The following is a 19,125-nucleotide window of genomic DNA, read 5'->3' on the forward strand; positions in this document are numbered from 1 at the left end:
CTGCGTTATCCCATTGTGCAATTTCACCAAATGGGGTGTAGCTGTACTGATGGGTCAGCCCTGCTGAAGCTGAAAATCGATCTAATTTACAGTCCGGGAATAGTTGACCACAACAATCAGATCATCCTCAATCACCGCCATAAAAATCGTATTTAATACTAATTTTTGAATCGGAAAGCATATTAATCGTTTCAAGACCAAGCTCAAACATTACATTTTCATCAGAAAATACTCCGATTAAAAAATTACAACTTCCTCCAGACTCAACAAGTTGAACAATATACTCCCTATCATAGCCCCTTAGCTGCATCTTCAGAAAATTATCTATCGAAACATCATCAAAATTCAACGGCGATTCATGCAAACAAAAGCTAACATTTGTTCGCTTGTACTTTCCATCTAATATTTTTCCACTTTTGGTTTTTTTGGGGCCTCCTACAGATTGAGAGAATCTAATCGGCAACTCAAAAACCCCTTCAATATCAGCCGCCGATATAGTCGGATGAGAAACATGAAAAGTAAGCCTAAAGGTAGCATTTCCACTCATAACAAATCCTCCCAATGTCCTTGAGGTGACCATTCTCCCCCTTCATTAATACCAACCGTTCCATCCGGCGCTACACCCGTCCATGATTTTCCTGTACCCATACCACCATGTGCCGCATCTTTGATGCCATGAAGGGTATCTTTATCCCAACCATATTTTTTCTTAGCTTTATCTATATCCTGAGTACCAGAAGGGCAACTCTTCGGCTTTTTCTCATTCTGGCTAGAATCTTCGTTATTGTATATCAGCCAATCTATTAATGCAGCGCCACCCAGTGCAACACCATACCCAACCCATTTGGGCCAAGCTGCATCTGTTGGATCTGGTATCGCTGTATCTGTGCCGATCCACCCACCAACTACAGCAGTAGCTGATCTACCATAAGGATCAATATAGTTGGTGGGGTTTCCACCAACATAGGCATAAATATTCAACCCTCCCCGCAACCCAATCGGATCCCGCTGAATGTACCGCCCAGTATTCGGATCGTAATCCCGGTAGAAATTGTAGTTCAGGCCGGACTCCGCATCCCGGTATTGCCCTGGAAAACCAATGTTGAAGGTGAGTGGCTGAGCAGTGCCACCTGTTTTCCCAAACGGGCTCCTCGCCTGTTGCCAGATCAGGTTTTGTGCCTGAATCAGCCCGACCGGGGCGGACAGGTGATCACTCAGCACATCTGCAACTTGTCCGTCTGCATCAATCGTGACCGGGGCGTAGCCTGTGGCGCCGTAGGTATAATCTTTCTGACCCTGAGGGCCGTTTTCACGGAGTAAAGTGTTCCCCAGCCAGTCAAACTGCGTTTGTTCACCATTCACAGTTTTGCTGATCCGGCGTCCCAGAGGATCATAGGTATAGGCAGCGGTCACTTCGATGCTGGATTGCAGTATCGTTTCACCATTTCCGACATCTGCGCGGGTCACCCGCTCGCGCTGGTAGCCAACCAAACGTTCTGCGTCGTTATAGGTGAAGGTTTCGATGGTGCTGCCGTCTTTACGGGTTTTCTTGCTCAGATTACCGCGCAGGTCATATTCGTAGCTGAACTGATTATCTTCCAGCAACTTGCCGTCCGGGCTGTAAACACCGCCGAAGTCTAACCGGTTGCCTAAATCATCGTATTGATACTGATATGCTCCGGTGACGGTGTTCGCCTGCACTAAACGCTGGCTGGCATCGTATTCAAAGGTCTGATTCACACCATCCTGAGTGATGCCTTCCAGCAGCCCCGACAGACTGTACGCATACTGCCAGTCTTTACTGAACGCGCTCTGGTTGTACCGCCGTGAGGTTAAACGGTTTAATGCATCGTACTGATTGGTTAGCACCAGCCCGTGCGGTGTTTGCTGGCGGGTGAGCATCCCGTTGGCATTCCAGGTAAACGAATAACTCCCCTGCGGCGTGGTCATGTTCTGGATCTGACCATTCGCATCATAGGCGTAACTGACGGGTATTCCTGCGTTATCCCATTGTGCAATTTCACCAAATGGGGTGTAGCTGTACTGATGGGTCAACCCCTGACTGGTTTCCGACGTCAGCCTGGCCCATTGGTCATAGGCGCGAGTCAGCGTATCGTTGGCATTGCTGATTTGGGTCAGTTGACCACGCGCGTTGTAAGCGTACTCAACCACTTCCGAGCCAACCGATAGCCTAACCAGCCGCTTGCCATCATCATATTCATAACGGGTCACGATCCCCATCGGATCGGTACTGCTGGCCAGCAGGTTATCCGTTCGGTAGGTATAGGTTTCTTTGCTGCCGTCATAGCGGGTCAGTACACTCAACCGGCCATCGCTGTCGTAACTGTAGGTTTCCGAAGCGCCGTTGGGTGCAATCACAGCGTTCAGCTTTCCGGCCTCGTCGTAGGTATAGCGGGTTTCATGGCCCGCCGGATCCCGCTCGCTGAGTTGACGACCTAATGCATCGTACTGATAATGCCAGCTTTGCCCGGCAGCATCCGTGACTTGCGTTAAGTAGCCATTGCCGTCATAACTCAGGGTTTGGGTTTGCCCCAGTGCATTCACGGCAGCAACTAGCTGCCCCTGATTGTTGTATGTGAAGGAAGTGACATTGCCTTCCGGGTCTGTGCTGCTGGCAAGCAGGCCATTTGCCAGATAACTGCGATGTGTCGTCTCCCCCTTCGGCGTCGTGACGGAGGTCAGGTTGTGACTGGCATCATAAGTCAGCGAGATGGTTCGGGATGCGTCACTGCCTGAGGTTTCAAGACTGCCATTGGCAGGCAGATAAACCATGGCATTCGGATACCGGCTTTCTCCCGGATACTGGTACTGCGTGATGAGATAACCGTGGTGCTGCTGCGTCACCCGATCGGCATCATCTCGAGTTACGGTCTGGCTGTAGCCCATGGGATCGGTTACAGAAGTTGCATAGCCTTTTTCATCCCGCGTATACACGGTTTTGTAACCCAGTGGATCAATATCTTCGATGCGCTGACCACCCGTACTGAGTTTAAAACGCCAGTTCGCACCCATGCTGTCCGTTTTCGTGACCCAATCGGCGCTGTAGTCGTAACTGAAGGTATTGCTGCCCTCGGTATAAGATTTCACGCGGGCGCCGTTGTAAGTGACCGAGGTGACAACAATGCCGGCTTCATCGCGGATCTCTTTCAGTTGGCTGTAAACAAAAGCATCACCACTGGGCTGATACCGGCCATACTGATAGGTCTGGCTCTGGCCCATTGGATCAGTCACAGAAACCAGTTCACCATCCGCATTGTAATCATACAGCCACTGGCGTCCGGCCTGATCGGTCACGGCCTGCACACGGCCGCTCGCGTTATAAGCCAGTGTGAGCGACTGAGAAAAACCATTACTCAGTTCAATCAGGCGCTGATTCTCATCATATTCATACGTCACCTGATTGTTGTTGCGGTCGGTTTTTCTCAGCACCAATCCCGATGAAGAAAAAGTAATCGAGTGGCCCTGTTCAAAGGCAAGGGTTGGCGTTTCTCCCGCGATTAAGGTTGCTTTTACACGATCAGGCGAGAGATATCCGCCCTGCCCGTCCGGCAGGAAAGTCATCCGGCGGCCATTGCCAACGCGATAGATAAATTTCGTGAAGGTTTCAACACCGCCATCAGCGGTTTCCTGTGTATCCGTGACTTTCAACAGAGAAATTTCGCAATTGAACGTCCAGCCTTTTCCGAAGGGACCATCTTTCGGATCATTCGAATTAAAGACGCGTCGAATCGACAAAGGCGTCGCATGACCAACGACCAGATCCACGTCATGCCAGACAAAATGCCCGGTCTTCAGATAAACGGGAGACCCTTGCTCGCAGTTGCTGTCTTCACTTTCCGATTCTCCGGGCCCCGGTTCATTTTTCGGATTATTGTTCAGCGTCGTATCGTGTCCCTGATCCCACGGGTAGTGATACGCCAGTAAAGGAGAACTGAATAACAGCGCACTGAAAAATGCCGTCGCCGCTGTGAGTCTGATCTTCATGATGCATGCTCCTCTGCGGAAACCGTTTCAGGCTGGATGGCACGAATCGATTGCGTGTACTGATTGAATTTTGCCTGTATGTGCTCCAGCCTGGCCTTTGATTCAGGATGAGACAGCAGGTACACAGCAATATCCCCTTCATGCACAACACCAAAACGCGCATGTTCCGCAGGTGAACAATCATAACGTGCGAAGACAGCATTCACTTTCTGAGCCGTTTCCCAGTCGGCTTCATACATCAAATCCATATTGGCCTGTTGTTGTAGCAACATCAGCCGCTGTGCCATCCCATCCACAGTGTGCTGACGTGATTCAATCTCAACAGAAACATACTGCGCAATAATCAGATTGCATGCGGCCATGACGGGTGCTGTCATCCATACAAGGAATATGACCATTAAATTTTTCATCATCTGCTTCACCTGTCCTCGATCAGACGAACAATCATTAGTAATAAACCCGCTGCACGGTGTAGAGATACGGACTGACATAACCTTGCGGGTCAATGGCACGGATGCCGAGGCGATATTTTCCTGGGGCAACACCATTGCCATCGTCGGCTTTCACGTCCCAGATGAGCTGCTGACTCCCTGCAGCCACATTGCTGAATCGTTGCAGCCGAACCAATGCGCCGGTATCAATATCGCTGACACAAAGTTCAATATCCGCGGGTTTATTCAGAGAAAATGATAAATGACTGTTGCCGTCGCTGGTCTCTGTATGGGTGTTTGGTACAACAATCGCAGGCTTCGCCTGGAAGCTGTTCAGCACGGGGCCGGAAGACACAAAGATCACGTTATCCCCATCGAATATCCCCAGATCCCAAACAGGAACTTGTTCGAAGCGGTCGTTACAACCGGTTTGCCATCATCCCCCAAGCCACTCCACACGATGCGGTGCTTGCCTTTACCCAACGGTTCGCGGTTTTTAAAAGTCACCAAACGCGTATTGGTATTAAATAACCCCATGAATGCCGTCACTTCAGAAGGCTTGTTCAACGTGAATTCAATCACCAAAGGTTTGTTGTTATAGGGCTCAAACGTACGGGGAATCCGGCTGCGACTGGGGTTATAAGCCGCACCACTGGTTGAAGGACGTAAATCAAAGCGCACGATCCTTCCGTCTTTGCGATAGTTCAGCACGGCATAGTAATCGCCCTGTGGCAGGGGTTGCCCCTGTGCATCGAATCCATTCCAGATATCTTCATACGTGCCAGCCTGCCGCTCCTGCCAGGGCACGAGCGTACGGACAACCTGCCCCAGACGGTCTTCAATCTGTATGGTCAGCGAGAGATTGGCACTGATGACGGTTTTCACCCGTGCGGTCTGGCCGCCAGCCGGGTCGATACTGTTCCCGAGAATGCTCAGACTCAGGCTCTCCTGCACCGTGACCTGCTGAACGTCTTTGGCACTGCTGCCGTCACTGAACTGCACTGTCAGTGTGGGGAAAAAGGTGCCGGCACTTTTGTAAACCCACTGAACCGGGTCCAACACAGACGCGATCTCGTCAGTCTGCCCATCACCATCGAAGTCCCAAAGGATCGACTGAACAGACACGGTATCTTTGTGTGTGGCACTTGGCGTCAGAGACACAGTCAGCGGCGCATTTCCGGATACGGTATCCAGAGCGAGCTGAACCGTGGGTGAGTCAGGGTTCACCGCTCGAATTTCAATATTGGGCAGTGCAACGCGTGTTTGTTTACCCAGCGTATCTGTCACCGTGACTGCAGCCTGATACTGACCGACTTGATTAAAGGTAAAGTCCTCGGTGCCTGCTGTGTCACGAGTTACATCCACCAGCCCGTCACCGTCAAAGTCCCACGCGACACTCGCTATGCCCTCGTTGTCGGTTACGTTTGCTGTAAATTGCACCGTCAGTGGCACCGGACCATTGGTTTGACTGACGCTTGCTGTAACAGCTGGTGCTGCATTTTCTACTTCGACAGCAAGATACCCGGTATCTGTCCGGCCAATGGAGTCCGTAATTTCCAGCGCTGCAAGATAGGTACCCGGCATATCGAAGGTATAACTCTGACTTCTGCCCACCGTATCCTGCCTGTCATAGATACCATCGCCATTGAAGTCCCAGCGATAATGATTGATCGCTTTATCTGTCGTGATATTCGGACTGAACAGGACTTTCAGAGGCGCTTCACCACGCCCCGGCATAGCAATCATGTCCGATTGAATCGGCACTGAAATATCAGCCAATAAGGAGAACTGCGCTTCAGATCGATTGCCCCAGGTATCTTCCGTTTTCACAATCAGTGTCAATTCACCATCCACCCAGGGAGAAACCGGTTGAATGATTAGATTGCCTTCCAGCCATGCCAGCGTGAAGTCAGTGACGGTCGTCGACGCAACGGTATAATCCGCTAAATCCGAAGAAAGATGCTTATCCGTGACCCTCACGACAACCGGCTGATATTCATCCGTCAGCGGTTCACCAGCTTCGGGGCTGATCAGCGCGATCTCTGGCCCGGTCAAGTCTGCCTCACCCAGATAGACCCATGGCCCCCAGGGCGATAAACTTCCCGGTTCCAGCCAAATCGTCCACCAGGCTGCGAGATAAATCTTCCCTTGGAAAAATACGGCATCCCCAGGGCGATACACTTCATGGCGAGACCAGGCAGGCGGCAGACCATTGATAGAAACCGGCGTCCAAACATGCGGAGACACGTCCGGTTGTTCCCCCCGGTTCCAGAACTTCGCCAGATATAAATGCTCGTCATAGACCACCAGATCCTTTCCGCGGTAAATCTGGGTTTCCTGCCATGGGGGGGCATCAAATAATTCAACGGCTACCGCCTGACAACTCGTAAAAAATACAATTGCCAAAGCGACATAATGAAATACTTTCATCATGCTTCCTTTCATGAATTGAGCCTGAAACGTTGGATAGAGAAAAGCCTAGACAACCTGCGAAGCGAATTGACGCCTTTTTTAAGTGGATCATCAAAAAGGTGACGAAGTAATAATTCGCTATGAAAATGACAATGCCATCAGTTTCTTTCAGAGGCTTGTTTGATTTGTGCGCAGTATGACGGTCAGTGAAATATCAGGAAACGTACCGACAAGTTACCCTGTTCAACAATTATTCATTCACAAATTTGACGGACGAAACACCCACCTGCCCGTCGAATCCGGTAATGTTGACGGTCAGATAATGCACGCCCTTCGAGTAATTCGAAGGCTTAAATTGCCAGGTAAAAGGGACGTAGCCCTGTTCTTCTTCCGAAACGAATTCACCGTCAATAAAAAAGCCGACTTCATATAAACTCTCTTCAACAAGCCCCCGATCCGCGAGAGGAATATCCACTTCAACGGTGGTCAGCTGACTGTCCGGATTTTGTTGCAGCGCCAGTTGAACCCGGGGATCTAAAGGCAGGTACTTGGGTTTGAAAAACACCTTTGAGAGGACTTGTCCATTTCTTGTTTCCTGAATACTGGCACGCTGATCCGCTGACTGTTCCGGATACCCCAGCGACTGACGCCACTGCGTGTAGCTGATGGATTCGTTCTGCCAGGTCAGGATACTGTGTTCGGGAAGCTGATAGGCCGTGGCCATCACCGCAAAATTTGCCAGCCCGGTAAATGGAAAGACATCAGAACGATCACGCCCGTTCCATTGAATCACATGCGTCCCGGCAGCTTTAGGCTGCCAGTTCACAATCGTTCTTAACATCGCGCCGGATTGAATGCCTGCCCGCATTAATACGCGTGCTGGTTTCTCAAGCGTGATTTTCAATCGATAGGGAGACTCGATAGAGAGCGGTACATGCGCGATCACTTCCCCACCGGAACTGTCTCGCGGAGACACCGAAATCTGGGTGTCATTTTGCCGGTATCGCACCACAGGGAACCAGGCTTCGTTTGGCACAGGCTGATCCCGCATGTCCGTCCCGTTCCAGGACAGCTTGAGTACACCTGCATCTGTAGGTTGCATCGGATATAACGTCTTCGCCAAATCACCATCAGGCGAGACAATATCAACCTGAAGCTCTGTTGCCTCAGTCACACGAATCATAACCGGAAATTGCTGATCGCGTTCCAGATCGAACAGATTGGACTCGAACGATACTACCTCGACAGGATGCGACGCGGCCTGCACCCCGCCTGAAACAGTCACCAGCATACAAATGAGGATAGAAAGAACCCATTTCTCACTCACTGTGTAATCTCCAAATCCCGGATATCAAGAATATGTTCCAGCTTGATTTCAACAGCCCCGCTCGCCCCTAATCGCATCAACCGGCCCCGGCCTTCGTCCCGGCGCACGAAATAGAGCACTCCGGATGGAGACAGCGATGGCCAGAGATCCGTGCTGTCGGAATGGGTTAACTGCGCCGACCGGCCGGATGAATCCGTTTGCCACAACTGAAAATGAGTGGACGCTCTGAAGCTATACACAGTGCGTTGCTGTTGTGTATCCCAAACCGGATATCTGACGATCCCATTGTGCAGCGTCAGTTGCTTTGCGCGGTGTGTGACCCGATTTTTGAGCCAGGCTTCCTGAACAATACCGCCGCAGTCCAGCATGCAGCTCACCACACTGAACAGGAAATTTTCATCATTAAAATCGGGATCAAATATTTTGCCAAACTGCTGATGAATATCGAAAAAACGCTGTTTTCGGGGGTGCCATACAGTCAACGCTGTCCGTTCACTTTTCCGCTCAAACAACCGAATGGCAATCAGCGACTGACCTTGTTCACCAAGCCGGATTTGCGTAAAAGCGTCCGCCGCATCACTGGGTACTAAAGTGTTCGTGACGGCGTTTTGTCTATCCGATATCGTGCCGTCCGCACGAATAAATACCATGCGATTGGCTGAAGGCGACCAGGTGAATTCCCGGGGTTCGGTTAAGCCACTGACTCGCTCAGGCAGACCATTTTCATCCACAATAAATGCCCGCCAGCCTTCGGCTGTCAGACCAATAAACGACATTCCGCGGGGTAAATCCTGTGCCAGGCTCAACGACGGTAGCCACAAAGCAACAAGGAAGATGAGCCATGCCTTCATTCTGTACTGACCCTACGCATGGGTTTCGGACGAAGCAATAACCTTCGGAGAATACCGATACCAATCAGTACCATCAGCACAATCAACAGCATTTGTATGATGGGATGACGCGACTCCGTCCCGATCGTCAACGCATGCCAGGCCGCCAGATAAAACGCTGGAATCGCAAACCGGTGTCCCCATTTTTGCAATGCCCCGGACAGCCAGATTCTGGCAAAAACAGCCGACAGGATCAGAATCAGCGCAACCAGGCCAACCGTAATTCGCGCATGATAATAATCGTCAATATCCGGCAGTAAAAAATGGCCTGTAAAATGACCGCTTCTGAGTGAGGTTGCCGCAATAAAGCCACTGACATGCAGCAAGACCATCAGAAGCACACTTGCCCCGACCCAACGATGCACCCGTTGCTTGGTTGCAAAACTGAATTTGATGGTAAACAGTCCGATGAGCGCCTGAACACCAAAAAGGAGCAGAGAAATCAACGCCGCCAGCTTAGACAAAACATAATATCCCTGGCCAACCGGCACCCAATCGGTGACATACAGCAACGGATTCCCGGTATTCTTCCCCCATACAATGATTGGCAGCAGCACAAGCAGTATGAGGATCAAGAAAAATTGCGGACGATGAATCACGAACATCTGACTTCCCTGACTGAAGTTAATTTTCGATGGGCAGGCCGGCAGAGCGCCAACCATTGAAACCTGCCGGCTCCATCAGGACAACATTCCTGACACCTTTGTTTTGTAAGGCTTTCGCGGTTTCAAACCCCCGGAAATCCTTTAAACAATAGGGAACCACATAAGCGTATCCCGCCAGATCCGAGGCCTTGAATTGATGAAGGTTGCGAAGCGGGATATTCACCGCCCCCGGAATATGTGATTCCGCATACTCATCCGGCTCACGTGTATCAATGAATAGCACCTCGCCCTCAAGATGAGCTTTTGCCAGCACCTCAACTTTCTCCTGACTCACGCCATGTGCATAGTCTGCACTGAACCAGTTCGCCTGAACCTGACAGGCCAGGAATCCCAAAATGCACACAATCAATCGCATTGCCAATCCTTTGCACGCAGCCGAACAATTTCAATCGAACACAGAAAAGATATGCAATTCTGAAACACACGACCAAAAAAGTTCGGTCTGCCTGGTGAATGAACCACTAAAGTGCAGGCAGCATCAAACCTTCAACCAAATAACAAACAAATCAATTACAAAACACGATTTTATTCGAGGAGCAATGCATCGCTCAGCTCCCCCGGCCGTCTCCTCCCCAACAAAGCGTGATATCAGTAACTGTTTCTCATCGAAACAGATCGCCTGTGATGGAAATTCGTGATCCGACTTTGAAAAAACGTGTGGTGTGTGTCCTTTTTTTCCTACACCCCTACAAAGTGTGATCCCCGCACTCATCCTCTGCTCTACGCCATCAATCCGCCCATCAGAGGAGGATGTGACACCTGCATGACAGGCGCAGAATAAAAAAATCCAAAGTGAGCCTGCCCCTTTCAATCAAACACGCTCGGATTTCTTTATCTCTGCGCGGCCGTTCATAGAAGGGCAAGCTTTTCAGGGTGATTTTCCTGTACCTGAACACTCTGAGCCTTGCTTCAGGCTTCACCAGGCAAGGAAAGATAATAAAAAAGCATCCATCAAGGAGTTATGCAATGAAACTGAACAAAATCTGTTTGACCGCAGCAGCCGTGTCCGCAGCATTGATGTCTGCTGCGACCTACGCAGAAGTCGATTTTCATGGGTATATGCGTGCCGGTGTTGGTATCAGCGGTGAAAACGGTGAAAACGTTTCCTATGAGAAAAACAAAGTGGGCCGTTTAGGCAACGAAAACGACGTTTACGGCGAGCTGGGTCTGGGCAAGGAAGTCTATAACGAAGATGGAAAATCCTTCTACGTTGACTCGATGCTGGCCGTTGCAACGGATGGGTCAAATGACTGGGAAGGTCTGGGCGTGAACGATGACGGTTCAGATAATATCGCGCTGCGTCAGTTCAATGTTGTCGCCAAAGGTTTCATTGCAAATGACGCGGATGCCGCACTGTGGGCAGGTAAGCGTTACTACCAGCGTCACGACATCCATATTTCAGATTTCTACTACTGGGACACTTCGGGTGCAGGCGCGGGGATTGAAAACCTGAGTGCAGGTCCGGGTAAAGTGTCTTTTGCTGTGATTCGTGACGACTCCGGCGAAGTGAACGTGAACAACCTGGACCTGCGTTACGCGGGTCTGAACCTGTGGAGCGATGCCAGCCTGGAGCTGGGTGTGAACTACGGCCTGGTGAATGCAACCGATGATCAGGAAGCCATGGGTGACTTCAACGATGGCGTATTGCTGACCGCAGAACTGACCCAAGGTGGTTTCCTGGGTGGTTTCAACAAGACTGTGCTTCAGTTCGGTACTGAAGGCTATGGTGAGCAAATGGCTGGTCTGGGTGCAGGGCACTATTTCAATGCTTCCTCCAATGACGGCGCACAAGGCTACCGCCTGATCAACTGGGGGGTCATTGCGCCATCAGCTTCCTGGGAAATCGGCCACCAGTTGATCTACGCAAACACCAGCTTCGACAGCCAGGAAGATCACAGCATTCTGAGTGCGGTCATCCGTCCTGAGTACAAATGGTCTGATCACGTGAAAACCATCTTCGAAGCCGGTTACTATGATGAAGATGACTCCGGTGTCGACAAGTCTGGCAGCAAGCTGACCATCGCGCAGGCCTTCACTGCCGGTCCTAGCTTCTGGGCACGCCCTGAACTGCGCTTCTACGCTAGCTACCTGTCTGATTTCGACAACGACAATGCATTTGGCACAGGAAACGATACAGAGTACAGCATTGGCGCTCAGGTTGAAGCCTGGTGGTAATGTCTCCGCAGCGTTGACAGACAACAGCCAGTCTTATGACTGGCTGTTCTTTTTTTCAGTCCGGTCAGGAAATTTCAATGGAAAACACCACCACCAACATCGCACTGGGAACCACTCTGACAGACCGTGGCTGCCATTTCCGCTTGCACGGCCCGCAACTGGCAAACTTGTTTCTGGTTTTGCCGGAGCATCCCGACGAACACGAGACGGCACCTGAGATGCCCCGACTGATGCAAAAACAGCCCAATGGCGACTGGACCTGTTTTATCAGCAATGTTCAGGCCGGTGCTGCCTACGCGTTTTACACCCTGAATGCAGACAATCAGAAACAGTGGCTGATCGATCCGCATGCCCACCACGTGTTACAACGTCACGATAAGATTCCGTACTGGACAGCGCAGGTGACAGACCATTATTTCGACTGGGGACAGGCACAACACCCCAAAATCCCCTCGGATCAAACCATCCTTTGCGAAGTTCACGTGAAGGGATTCACGGCATTACATCCCGATATTCCACCCGCGATCAGAGGCACTTACCTCGCCCTGTGCCATCCTGTGATGCTTGCCTATTTCAAACGCCATGGCATCACCACTTTGCAGCTGATGCCCATAGCGACCAAAGCGGATGAAACACATTTGCAGGCGAAATCCCTCACCAATTACTGGGGCTATAATCCACTGGCATGGTCAGCACCCGATGCCCGCTTTGCCTGTAAGCACCCGGTTGACGAATGTAAGACCCTGATCCGCACCTTGCATGAACATGGCATCGAGGTCATTTTAGATGTGGTCTACAACCACACAGCAGAAGAAGGCCACGGTGGGCCTGTCTTTCATTTCAAAGTATTGGATCCGCAAACCTACCGGCACAATCAGGACGGACAACTCCTGAACTACACGGGTTGTGGCAATACCGTCAATCTGCAACATCCGCCAGCGCTGGCCGCAGTGATTCAATCGCTGAGAAGCTGGGTGACACATTATCAGGTCGATGGCTTTCGATTTGATCTGGCTTTAACGCTGGGCAGAGACGGGGAGTTATTCGATCAGCACGCCGCCTTCTTCCTGGCCATTCAGGCCGATCCTGTGCTCAGTCAGGTGAAATTGATCGCAGAACCCTGGGACATCGGTCCGCAGGGCTATCAGTTGGGACACTTTCCGGACGGCTGGCATGAATGTAATGATGTCTTCAGAGACACCTGGCGCAGCTACTGGTTACACAACACGGCTTCGGCAGAAATCGCCCCGCTGTTGCTCGGAACACAATCACTCTTTCCGGCCGTTCACTGGCCATCCAAAATGAGTGTGAATTACATCTGCTATCACGACGGGTTTACCTTGCAGGATGTGGTGTCTTATCACCAAAGGCACAATCAGGCCAATCTGGAACAGAACCGCGATGGACATCCGGATAATCGATCCAACAACCTGGGGATAGAGGGGCCAACCCGTCACCCGGGCATCATGAAAAAACGCGAACAACACAAGCGAAACCTGATGACAAGCCTGATCTTCAGCTTCGGAATACCTCATCTTCTGGGGGCTGATTTACGTGCCCACAGCCAGTTGGGAAATAACAATGCCTATTGTCAGGACAATCCTGTCAGTTGGGTCAACTGGGACAGTCACACAACCACAGACCAATTTGCACACTGGTGTGTCTGGCTCATTCAACAACGGCAAGCAACCCTGCCCCGGTTCATTCAGGCACTCACCGAATTGCCGGAATCGATGATCATTCACTGGCATGTTCCGAACGGTTCGCCGATGACGGCTTCGGACTGGGCTGAACGTCAACCCTTCGCCTGTCGGATCCAGATACAGGATCAGGACAGCCTGTGTTATCTCTTCAACCCCGGCAATCTGCCCGTATACTTTCAGTTGCAAGGCAGCGGTTGGCATTGTCTGATCGATACGGCTTTGCAAGCCCCAGAGATCAGAAAAATACGTCAGTCCGGCTGTCTGGTTCGCGGCCAGTCCATGATGATTCTTCACAACAACCATCGCTGACGCCGTCTACACTTACCCGCACAGTGTCAGCAGCGAACCTCTCGCCGGGTTCTTGTGATACAGGCTTGCAACCCGCGCATGATAATGATAATAGTTATCACCAGTCGAGGTGTGGAGCGTTTTATGGACAAAACCAGAGAGCTGTACCGCCAGTATTTCCTGGCTGAAGATCGTTTTCTCAACCATCCTCTGATCCCGGGTTATGAGCAAGATGTCATTATTGAAATGACTCAGGCAGGCATGAATCTGGCGGCTTATTACGGACAACTCACTGCAGCCAGAAATCCATTGCTTCAGGAGCTCTTTCTCCGGCGGGTGTTCTTTCATCTGCTGGAAACGATTCAGGACAACCGGCAATCCCGAATTTTTCGTCGGATTTGTCTGGATTATCTCTATTGCCCTTTACTCGCCCTGAAAAAGTTATACGGTGACAATCACACCGATAAATTCCTGGCACTGAAACAAAACCTCCTACAGTTACAACATTCGTCCGGATTATAAGGAACCTCTGACATGACGAAAGCTTACCGAATTGAAAAAGACAGCATGGGTGAAGTACAAGTCCCTGAAAATGCGTTGTATCAGGCCCAGACCCAACGTGCAGTCAATAACTTTCCTGTCAGCGGTCTGACCATGCCAGCACAATTTATCAAGGCGCTGGCATTTGTAAAACAGGCAGCCGCCAGAAGTAACCTTGAACTGGGCCTGCTGGATGATCCGATCGCCCACGCCATCATCGACAGTTGTCAGGAAATCATCGACGGACAGCATCTTGAGCAATTTCCGATTGATGTGTTTCAAACCGGCTCAGGCACCAGTTCCAATATGAATGCCAATGAAGTCATTGCCACACTGGCCACTCAACGGGCCGGACAGCCCGTCAATCCAAATGATCACGTGAACATGGGCCAAAGCAGTAACGACGTGATCCCGACGACCATTCAGGTCAGTGCTGTGCTGGCTTGTCATGAACATCTGTTCCCGGCGATGGCCCATCTCAGCCAGACGCTGGACGAAAAATCAGCCGCCGTTGGCCACATTGTTAAAACGGGCCGAACTCACTTGATGGATGCCATGCCGGTCACGCTGGCGCAGGAATTACAGGGCTGGAAAACACAGATTGTCAAAGCCCGTCATGGCATCGAACAGAGTCTGGACAATGTTTCGGCGCTGGCACAAGGCGGAACCGCTGTGGGGACTGGCATCAATGCGGATCCCCGTTTTGCTGCCGTGTTTGCAAACAACCTGTCCGTTTCTGCAGAAGTCCCGTTCACCAGCAGCGATAACTTTTTCTACAACCTCAGCAGCCAGGATGCCATTGTGGGTTTGTCCGGTCAGCTCAAAACAGCGGCTGTCGCCCTGATGAAAATGTCCAATGATTTACGCTGGATGAATTCCGGTCCGCTGGCGGGTCTGGGAGAAATTGAACTGGAAGCCCTGCAACCCGGCTCGTCCATCATGCCCGGCAAAGTCAACCCGGTCATTCCCGAAGCTGCAGCCATGGTTTCAGCACAGGTGATTGGTAACGATACAACGATCACCGTTGCCGGCCAGTCCGGAAACTTCCAGTTGAACGTCATGCTCCCCGTGATCGCCTATAATCTGCTGCAAAGCATTGAACTGCTGGCGAACACTTTCACCCTGATGGCAGACAAAGCGATCGCCACCTTTCATGTCCGGGAAGATAAACTTCAGGAAGCACTGGCGAAAAACCCGATTCTGGTGACCGCACTGAACCCGGTGATTGGCTACCTGAAAGCCGCAGAAATCGCGAAAAAAGCGTACAAAGAAAAACGGGACATTCTGGATGTCGCGGAAGAAGAAACCGATCTGTCACGCACTGAACTAGAAAGCTTGCTGGATCCACAAAAGCTCACTACAGGTGGTGTAGCCCAATAATTCAGTTTGAATGTTAAAGGGTTTGCCTCAGCAAACCCTTAATTCCAGCATTTCTGATAACAACTGCGGCCTGCCCAGATGAAACCCCTGAATATAATCAGCCCCCAGTGCACGAGCGGCTAACCAACCCGCTTCGTTCTCAACGCCTTCCAACAATAACTTTGCCCGTAACTCTTTCGCCAAATGAACGACAGACTGAAGTGGTTGCTGATTACCGGCCAGATAACCAGCCAGCAGCGAACGGTCCACTTTAATCATATCCGGGTGGAGTAATCTGGCACGGCGCTCTGAAGACGCTTTGACGCCATAGTCATCCATGGCAATTTTCATGCCCTGTTCCCGCATCTCCCTCAGTGCCTGTTGTAATTCTGAATTTCTGGCACAATCATGCTCCAGCAACTCGAAGTAAATCTGGCTCGCCAGCAAACCATGCTCGTTCAGTCGTTCATGGAGTAAAGACGCAGGCACATGCTTGTGATGTGACAAAAGCGCATCTGGCACCATGTTCAGGAACAGAACATGATCCGGAAAATATTGCGCAAAATTTTTGACATGAATGACTCTGGCAAGTCTGTCCAGATTGACCTGATCCGTTGTTTCCAAAAACGTAGATGTGAAGAATGGTTCCGTGTTCAGCTCATCTCCGGCTTTGTTATATACACGCGCCAGGGCCTCGAATCCGAACAGTTCCCCCTCTGTCGCATGGATGGGCTGAAAAGCACTTTTGATCAGATAGCCATCGTACTTCGCACTGAAACTTCCATCAGATTCAGTGATTAAGTGTTCTTCTACGTCCTTTAGTGTCGCGATTATCCTGTTCACGCTCTTCTCTTTATACAATGACAGACATGGCGTACGCGCTGATGAGCACGTATTTCGACCTGCACACTTGCGTAAAACTGCCGCAATATATAGATATAAGCGACCAAAAACTGTCTCAAATATGAGACATAAAAAGTTTATGCGATCACAGTGAGAAAAATGTCACAAAAACGTTAAAATATCGCTTTCATTTCAGAACACGTGACTTCAAAACGACATATCATTGAAACATGAGTGTCATGATTCACACCTAACCTGAGCCCTTAAATCTGAAGAAAAGTGAAGAAAAGGACAGACACGTTGTTATCCAACATTCAACCCATCACAAAATTACCGAACCTTGCCATCTTCGATTTAGATGAAACACTGATTGCCGCCGACTCAGCTTCGCTGTGGGTCAGTTTCATTGTCGAAAAAGGGTTGGCCGATGAGCGTCTGATCGAGCAAGAACGGGCGCTCATGAAAGATTACGCCAAAGGCAGCATGGACATGCATTCCTACATGGCTGCGACGCTCGCGCCCATTGCAGGGAAAGCAATCAACGATCTGGCCCCGCTCATTGAAGAATTTGTGGAAACCCGCATTGAGCCCGCCATTTATCCGGATGCGATCGAGCGGATTGCGTGGCATAAAAAGCGAGGCGATCGCGTGATCATTATTTCTGCGACGGGCGAACATCTGGTCAGGCCCATTGCAGAACACCTGGGGGTTGATGACTCACTTGCGATCAAGCTTGAATCAATCAACGGTATTTATACAGGAAGCACCACGGGCGTGCTGAGCTATCGTGAAGGGAAAGTGACGCGACTGGAAGACTGGTTACAGACACAGCAGACCTCATTCAGCAGCCTTTACTGTTATACAGATTCCATCAACGATTTGCCGTTACTCCAGGCTGTTGAACATCCGTTTGCTGTCAACCCGGATCCAACGCTCGCCTTGCATGCACAAATGCAGGAGTGGACAATGATGGATTGGCGGCATCAGAATGACATTCAGCGATAAGTCATTCGAAAGAAAGCAATAAAATGCTCACCAGCCCTCACGGACAGAGGGCTGAAATGTTTTGTTACCTTATTTATTCGGCCATTTATCTCAAGATCTGCCAGTACTCTCTGTGTTCTTTCGATGTTGTTCAAATTCTTCGAAGAGCTTATTCAACTTAATCCACTGATTTTTGAAATATTTGCTATTAGAATAGGGAAATTGTTTTTATTCCGGGTTCAGGTATACATGAAAAAAACAGTCACTCATTACGATTGGGTTTCAATTTTGCTGCATTGGCTGAGTGCCCTTGTCATCATTGGACTCTTCGCTGTTGGTGTGTGGATGGTCGATCTCAATTATTACTCCACCTGGTATACCACTGCCCCACACTGGCATAAATCCGTGGGTCTTTGCCTCTTGGCGGCAACTCTGTTTCGCCTTGTCTGGAAGTGCATCAGAAAGCAACCTGAAATTGAAGGTGCGACCTGGGAAAAACTATCAGCCAAACTGGTACATTCAGTCATTTATCTGCTGATGTTTGGTCTGTTTATCAGTGGTTATCTGATTTCAACCTCTGACGGCCGTGGCATTGATGTGTTCAACTGGCTGACCGTGCCCTCTTTGGGGGAGCTTTTCCCGGATCAATCTGATATCGCCGGAGAAATTCACGAATATATTGCTTACGGCCTGATTGGACTTGCAGTCCTTCATGCGGGAGCAGCATTGAAACACCACTTCATCAATAAAGACAATACTTTGAAGAAAATGTTGGGAGTTAAGGAAAAATGAAAAAGCATCTGACCGCTTTCAGTCTGGCTGCAGCCCTGATGGTTCCTGGGTTTGCTAACGCAGCTGATTATATGATCGACAACAAAGGTGCCCACGCATCTGTCAACCTGAAAATCAGCCACTTAGGCTACAGCTTTATTAAAGCGCGTTTCAATACTTTTGATGGTACTTTCAGCTACGATCCTGAAAACATCGCGGCATCGAAAGTGACAGTGAACGTTGATACCACCAGCTTCGATTCAAACCATGCAGACCGTGACAAGCACGTTCGCAGTGAAGATTTCCTGGAAGTCAGCAAATATCCGAAAGCCACTTTCACCAGCACCAAAGTAACCGATAAAGGCAATGGTAAACTGGCGATTGATGGTGATCTGACGCTGCACGGCCAAACCAAACCCATCACAATCGACGCTGAATTTGTTGGCGCAGGTAAAGATCCTTGGGGCGGCTACCGTGCTGGCTTTATGGGAACAACCCGCCTTGAACTGGCTGATTTCGGAATTCAGGTGATGGGAACTTCCAGTTATGCCGATATGGAACTCCATATCGAAGGGGTTCGTCAATAATACCAATCAAAGTAAGTCAATGATCAAAAATAGCGCAGGAAAAATGTTTGAGAACAAGGTAGATTTTTTAGATAAGTCGTCATTCTACAATCAAAAAATCTAACGCAGTGATCGAACATTTGAACAAGCTAGGATGACCAGTGAT

Annotated in this window: 17 protein-coding genes; 7 read left to right on the forward strand and 10 right to left on the reverse strand. The window is 50.1% G+C overall.

All coding sequences use genetic code 11. From position 1 onward, the window contains the following. Positions 1–127 precede the first annotated feature (127 nt). From KDD30_RS20970 to KDD30_RS21010, 9 genes are all read right to left on the reverse strand, one after another. Positions 128–547: a hypothetical protein gene (locus tag KDD30_RS20970; protein ID WP_211650272.1), complete on the reverse strand. Its 420-nt coding sequence runs from the start codon at positions 545–547 to the stop codon at positions 128–130. Continuing rightward, entirely contained in the window at positions 544–4,005 is a 3,462-nt protein-coding gene (locus tag KDD30_RS20975) for an RHS repeat-associated core domain-containing protein (RefSeq protein WP_211650274.1), read from the reverse strand. The genes KDD30_RS20970 and KDD30_RS20975 overlap by 4 nt, the downstream gene beginning before the upstream one ends. Next, a complete protein-coding gene (locus KDD30_RS20980) occupies positions 4,002–4,418 on the reverse strand; it encodes a hypothetical protein (RefSeq protein WP_211650276.1) in 417 nt (138 codons plus the stop codon). The genes KDD30_RS20975 and KDD30_RS20980 overlap by 4 nt, the downstream gene beginning before the upstream one ends. Positions 4,419–4,452: 34 nt before the next feature. After that, positions 4,453–4,800 carry a FlgD immunoglobulin-like domain containing protein gene (locus tag KDD30_RS20985; protein WP_211650278.1) on the reverse strand — a complete coding sequence of 116 codons (348 nt, stop codon included), beginning with the start codon at positions 4,798–4,800 and terminating at the stop codon, positions 4,453–4,455. Next, positions 4,797–6,869, reverse strand: a complete 2,073-nt coding sequence (locus KDD30_RS20990) for a PKD domain-containing protein (protein WP_211650280.1) — start codon at positions 6,867–6,869, stop codon at positions 4,797–4,799. Before KDD30_RS20990 ends, KDD30_RS20985 begins: the two co-directional genes overlap by 4 nt. Positions 6,870–7,098: 229 nt before the next feature. After that, complete coding sequence (locus KDD30_RS20995) at positions 7,099–8,175, reverse strand: hypothetical protein (RefSeq protein WP_211650282.1); 1,077 nt, start codon at positions 8,173–8,175, stop codon at positions 7,099–7,101. Next, positions 8,172–9,026: a hypothetical protein gene (locus tag KDD30_RS21000; protein ID WP_211650284.1), complete on the reverse strand. Its 855-nt coding sequence runs from the start codon at positions 9,024–9,026 to the stop codon at positions 8,172–8,174. Before KDD30_RS21000 ends, KDD30_RS20995 begins: the two co-directional genes overlap by 4 nt. After that, the gene (locus KDD30_RS21005; RefSeq protein WP_211650286.1) at positions 9,023–9,670 is read right to left on the reverse strand and encodes a hypothetical protein; all 648 of its coding nucleotides are present in this window, start codon (positions 9,668–9,670) and stop codon (positions 9,023–9,025) included. Before KDD30_RS21005 ends, KDD30_RS21000 begins: the two co-directional genes overlap by 4 nt. A 19-nt stretch (positions 9,671–9,689) precedes the next feature. Continuing rightward, positions 9,690–10,085: a rhodanese-like domain-containing protein gene (locus KDD30_RS21010; protein ID WP_211650288.1), complete on the reverse strand. Its 396-nt coding sequence runs from the start codon at positions 10,083–10,085 to the stop codon at positions 9,690–9,692. Between the two features lie 617 nt (positions 10,086–10,702). On the opposite strand from KDD30_RS21010, the gene KDD30_RS21015 reads away from it, so the two are divergent. From KDD30_RS21015 to KDD30_RS21030, 4 genes are all read left to right on the forward strand, one after another. Continuing rightward, entirely contained in the window at positions 10,703–11,905 is a 1,203-nt protein-coding gene (locus KDD30_RS21015) for a maltoporin (RefSeq protein ID WP_305800659.1), read from the forward strand. A 77-nt stretch (positions 11,906–11,982) separates the two neighbouring features. Next, the gene (locus tag KDD30_RS21020) at positions 11,983–13,917 is read left to right on the forward strand and encodes a glycogen-debranching protein (RefSeq protein ID WP_211650292.1); all 1,935 of its coding nucleotides are present in this window, start codon (positions 11,983–11,985) and stop codon (positions 13,915–13,917) included. A gap of 123 nt (positions 13,918–14,040) precedes the next feature. Beyond that, entirely contained in the window at positions 14,041–14,418 is a 378-nt protein-coding gene (locus KDD30_RS21025; RefSeq protein ID WP_211650294.1) for a hypothetical protein, read from the forward strand. A gap of 12 nt (positions 14,419–14,430) precedes the next feature. Continuing rightward, positions 14,431–15,816, forward strand: a complete 1,386-nt coding sequence (locus KDD30_RS21030; protein WP_211650296.1) for an aspartate ammonia-lyase — start codon at positions 14,431–14,433, stop codon at positions 15,814–15,816. A 27-nt stretch (positions 15,817–15,843) separates the two neighbouring features. On the opposite strand, the gene KDD30_RS21035 is transcribed toward KDD30_RS21030, so the two are convergent. After that, positions 15,844–16,638, reverse strand: coding sequence for an EAL domain-containing protein (locus tag KDD30_RS21035; RefSeq protein WP_211650298.1), 795 nt, complete (start codon positions 16,636–16,638; stop codon positions 15,844–15,846). A 300-nt stretch (positions 16,639–16,938) separates the two neighbouring features. Between KDD30_RS21035 and KDD30_RS21040 the strand changes: the two genes are divergently transcribed. From KDD30_RS21040 to KDD30_RS21050, 3 genes are all read left to right on the forward strand, one after another. Further along, on the forward strand, positions 16,939–17,643 hold the full coding sequence (locus KDD30_RS21040; protein ID WP_249199343.1) for an HAD family phosphatase: 705 nt from the start codon (positions 16,939–16,941) through the stop codon (positions 17,641–17,643). Positions 17,644–17,871: 228 nt separating this feature from the next. Continuing rightward, positions 17,872–18,414, forward strand: coding sequence for a cytochrome b (locus KDD30_RS21045; RefSeq protein ID WP_211651919.1), 543 nt, complete (start codon positions 17,872–17,874; stop codon positions 18,412–18,414). Next, positions 18,411–18,980, forward strand: a complete 570-nt coding sequence (locus KDD30_RS21050) for a YceI family protein (protein ID WP_211650300.1) — start codon at positions 18,411–18,413, stop codon at positions 18,978–18,980. Before KDD30_RS21045 ends, KDD30_RS21050 begins: the two co-directional genes overlap by 4 nt. Positions 18,981–19,125 lie beyond the last annotated feature (145 nt).

It is taken from the genome of Photobacterium sp. GJ3, assembly GCF_018199995.1.
In the GTDB taxonomy this organism is placed as follows: Bacteria; Pseudomonadota; Gammaproteobacteria; order Enterobacterales; family Vibrionaceae; genus Photobacterium.

What these genes read in the sequence shown, in the direction of transcription:
- KDD30_RS20970 (WP_211650272.1), bottom strand. Translation starts at nt 547, where the DNA reads ATGAGTGGAAATGCTACCTTTAGGCTTACTTTTCATGTTTCTCATCCG.
- KDD30_RS20975 (WP_211650274.1), bottom strand. Translation starts at nt 4,005, where the DNA reads ATGAAGATCAGACTCACAGCGGCGACGGCATTTTTCAGTGCGCTGTTA.
- KDD30_RS20980 (WP_211650276.1), bottom strand. Translation starts at nt 4,418, where the DNA reads ATGATGAAAAATTTAATGGTCATATTCCTTGTATGGATGACAGCACCC.
- KDD30_RS20990 (WP_211650280.1), bottom strand. Translation starts at nt 6,869, where the DNA reads ATGATGAAAGTATTTCATTATGTCGCTTTGGCAATTGTATTTTTTACG.
- KDD30_RS21000 (WP_211650284.1), bottom strand. Translation starts at nt 9,026, where the DNA reads ATGAAGGCATGGCTCATCTTCCTTGTTGCTTTGTGGCTACCGTCGTTG.
- KDD30_RS21005 (WP_211650286.1), bottom strand. Translation starts at nt 9,670, where the DNA reads ATGTTCGTGATTCATCGTCCGCAATTTTTCTTGATCCTCATACTGCTT.
- KDD30_RS21010 (WP_211650288.1), bottom strand. Translation starts at nt 10,085, where the DNA reads ATGCGATTGATTGTGTGCATTTTGGGATTCCTGGCCTGTCAGGTTCAG.
- KDD30_RS21020 (WP_211650292.1), top strand. Translation starts at nt 11,983, where the DNA reads ATGGAAAACACCACCACCAACATCGCACTGGGAACCACTCTGACAGAC.
- KDD30_RS21025 (WP_211650294.1), top strand. Translation starts at nt 14,041, where the DNA reads ATGGACAAAACCAGAGAGCTGTACCGCCAGTATTTCCTGGCTGAAGAT.
- KDD30_RS21030 (WP_211650296.1), top strand. Translation starts at nt 14,431, where the DNA reads ATGACGAAAGCTTACCGAATTGAAAAAGACAGCATGGGTGAAGTACAA.
- KDD30_RS21045 (WP_211651919.1), top strand. Translation starts at nt 17,872, where the DNA reads ATGAAAAAAACAGTCACTCATTACGATTGGGTTTCAATTTTGCTGCAT.
- KDD30_RS21050 (WP_211650300.1), top strand. Translation starts at nt 18,411, where the DNA reads ATGAAAAAGCATCTGACCGCTTTCAGTCTGGCTGCAGCCCTGATGGTT.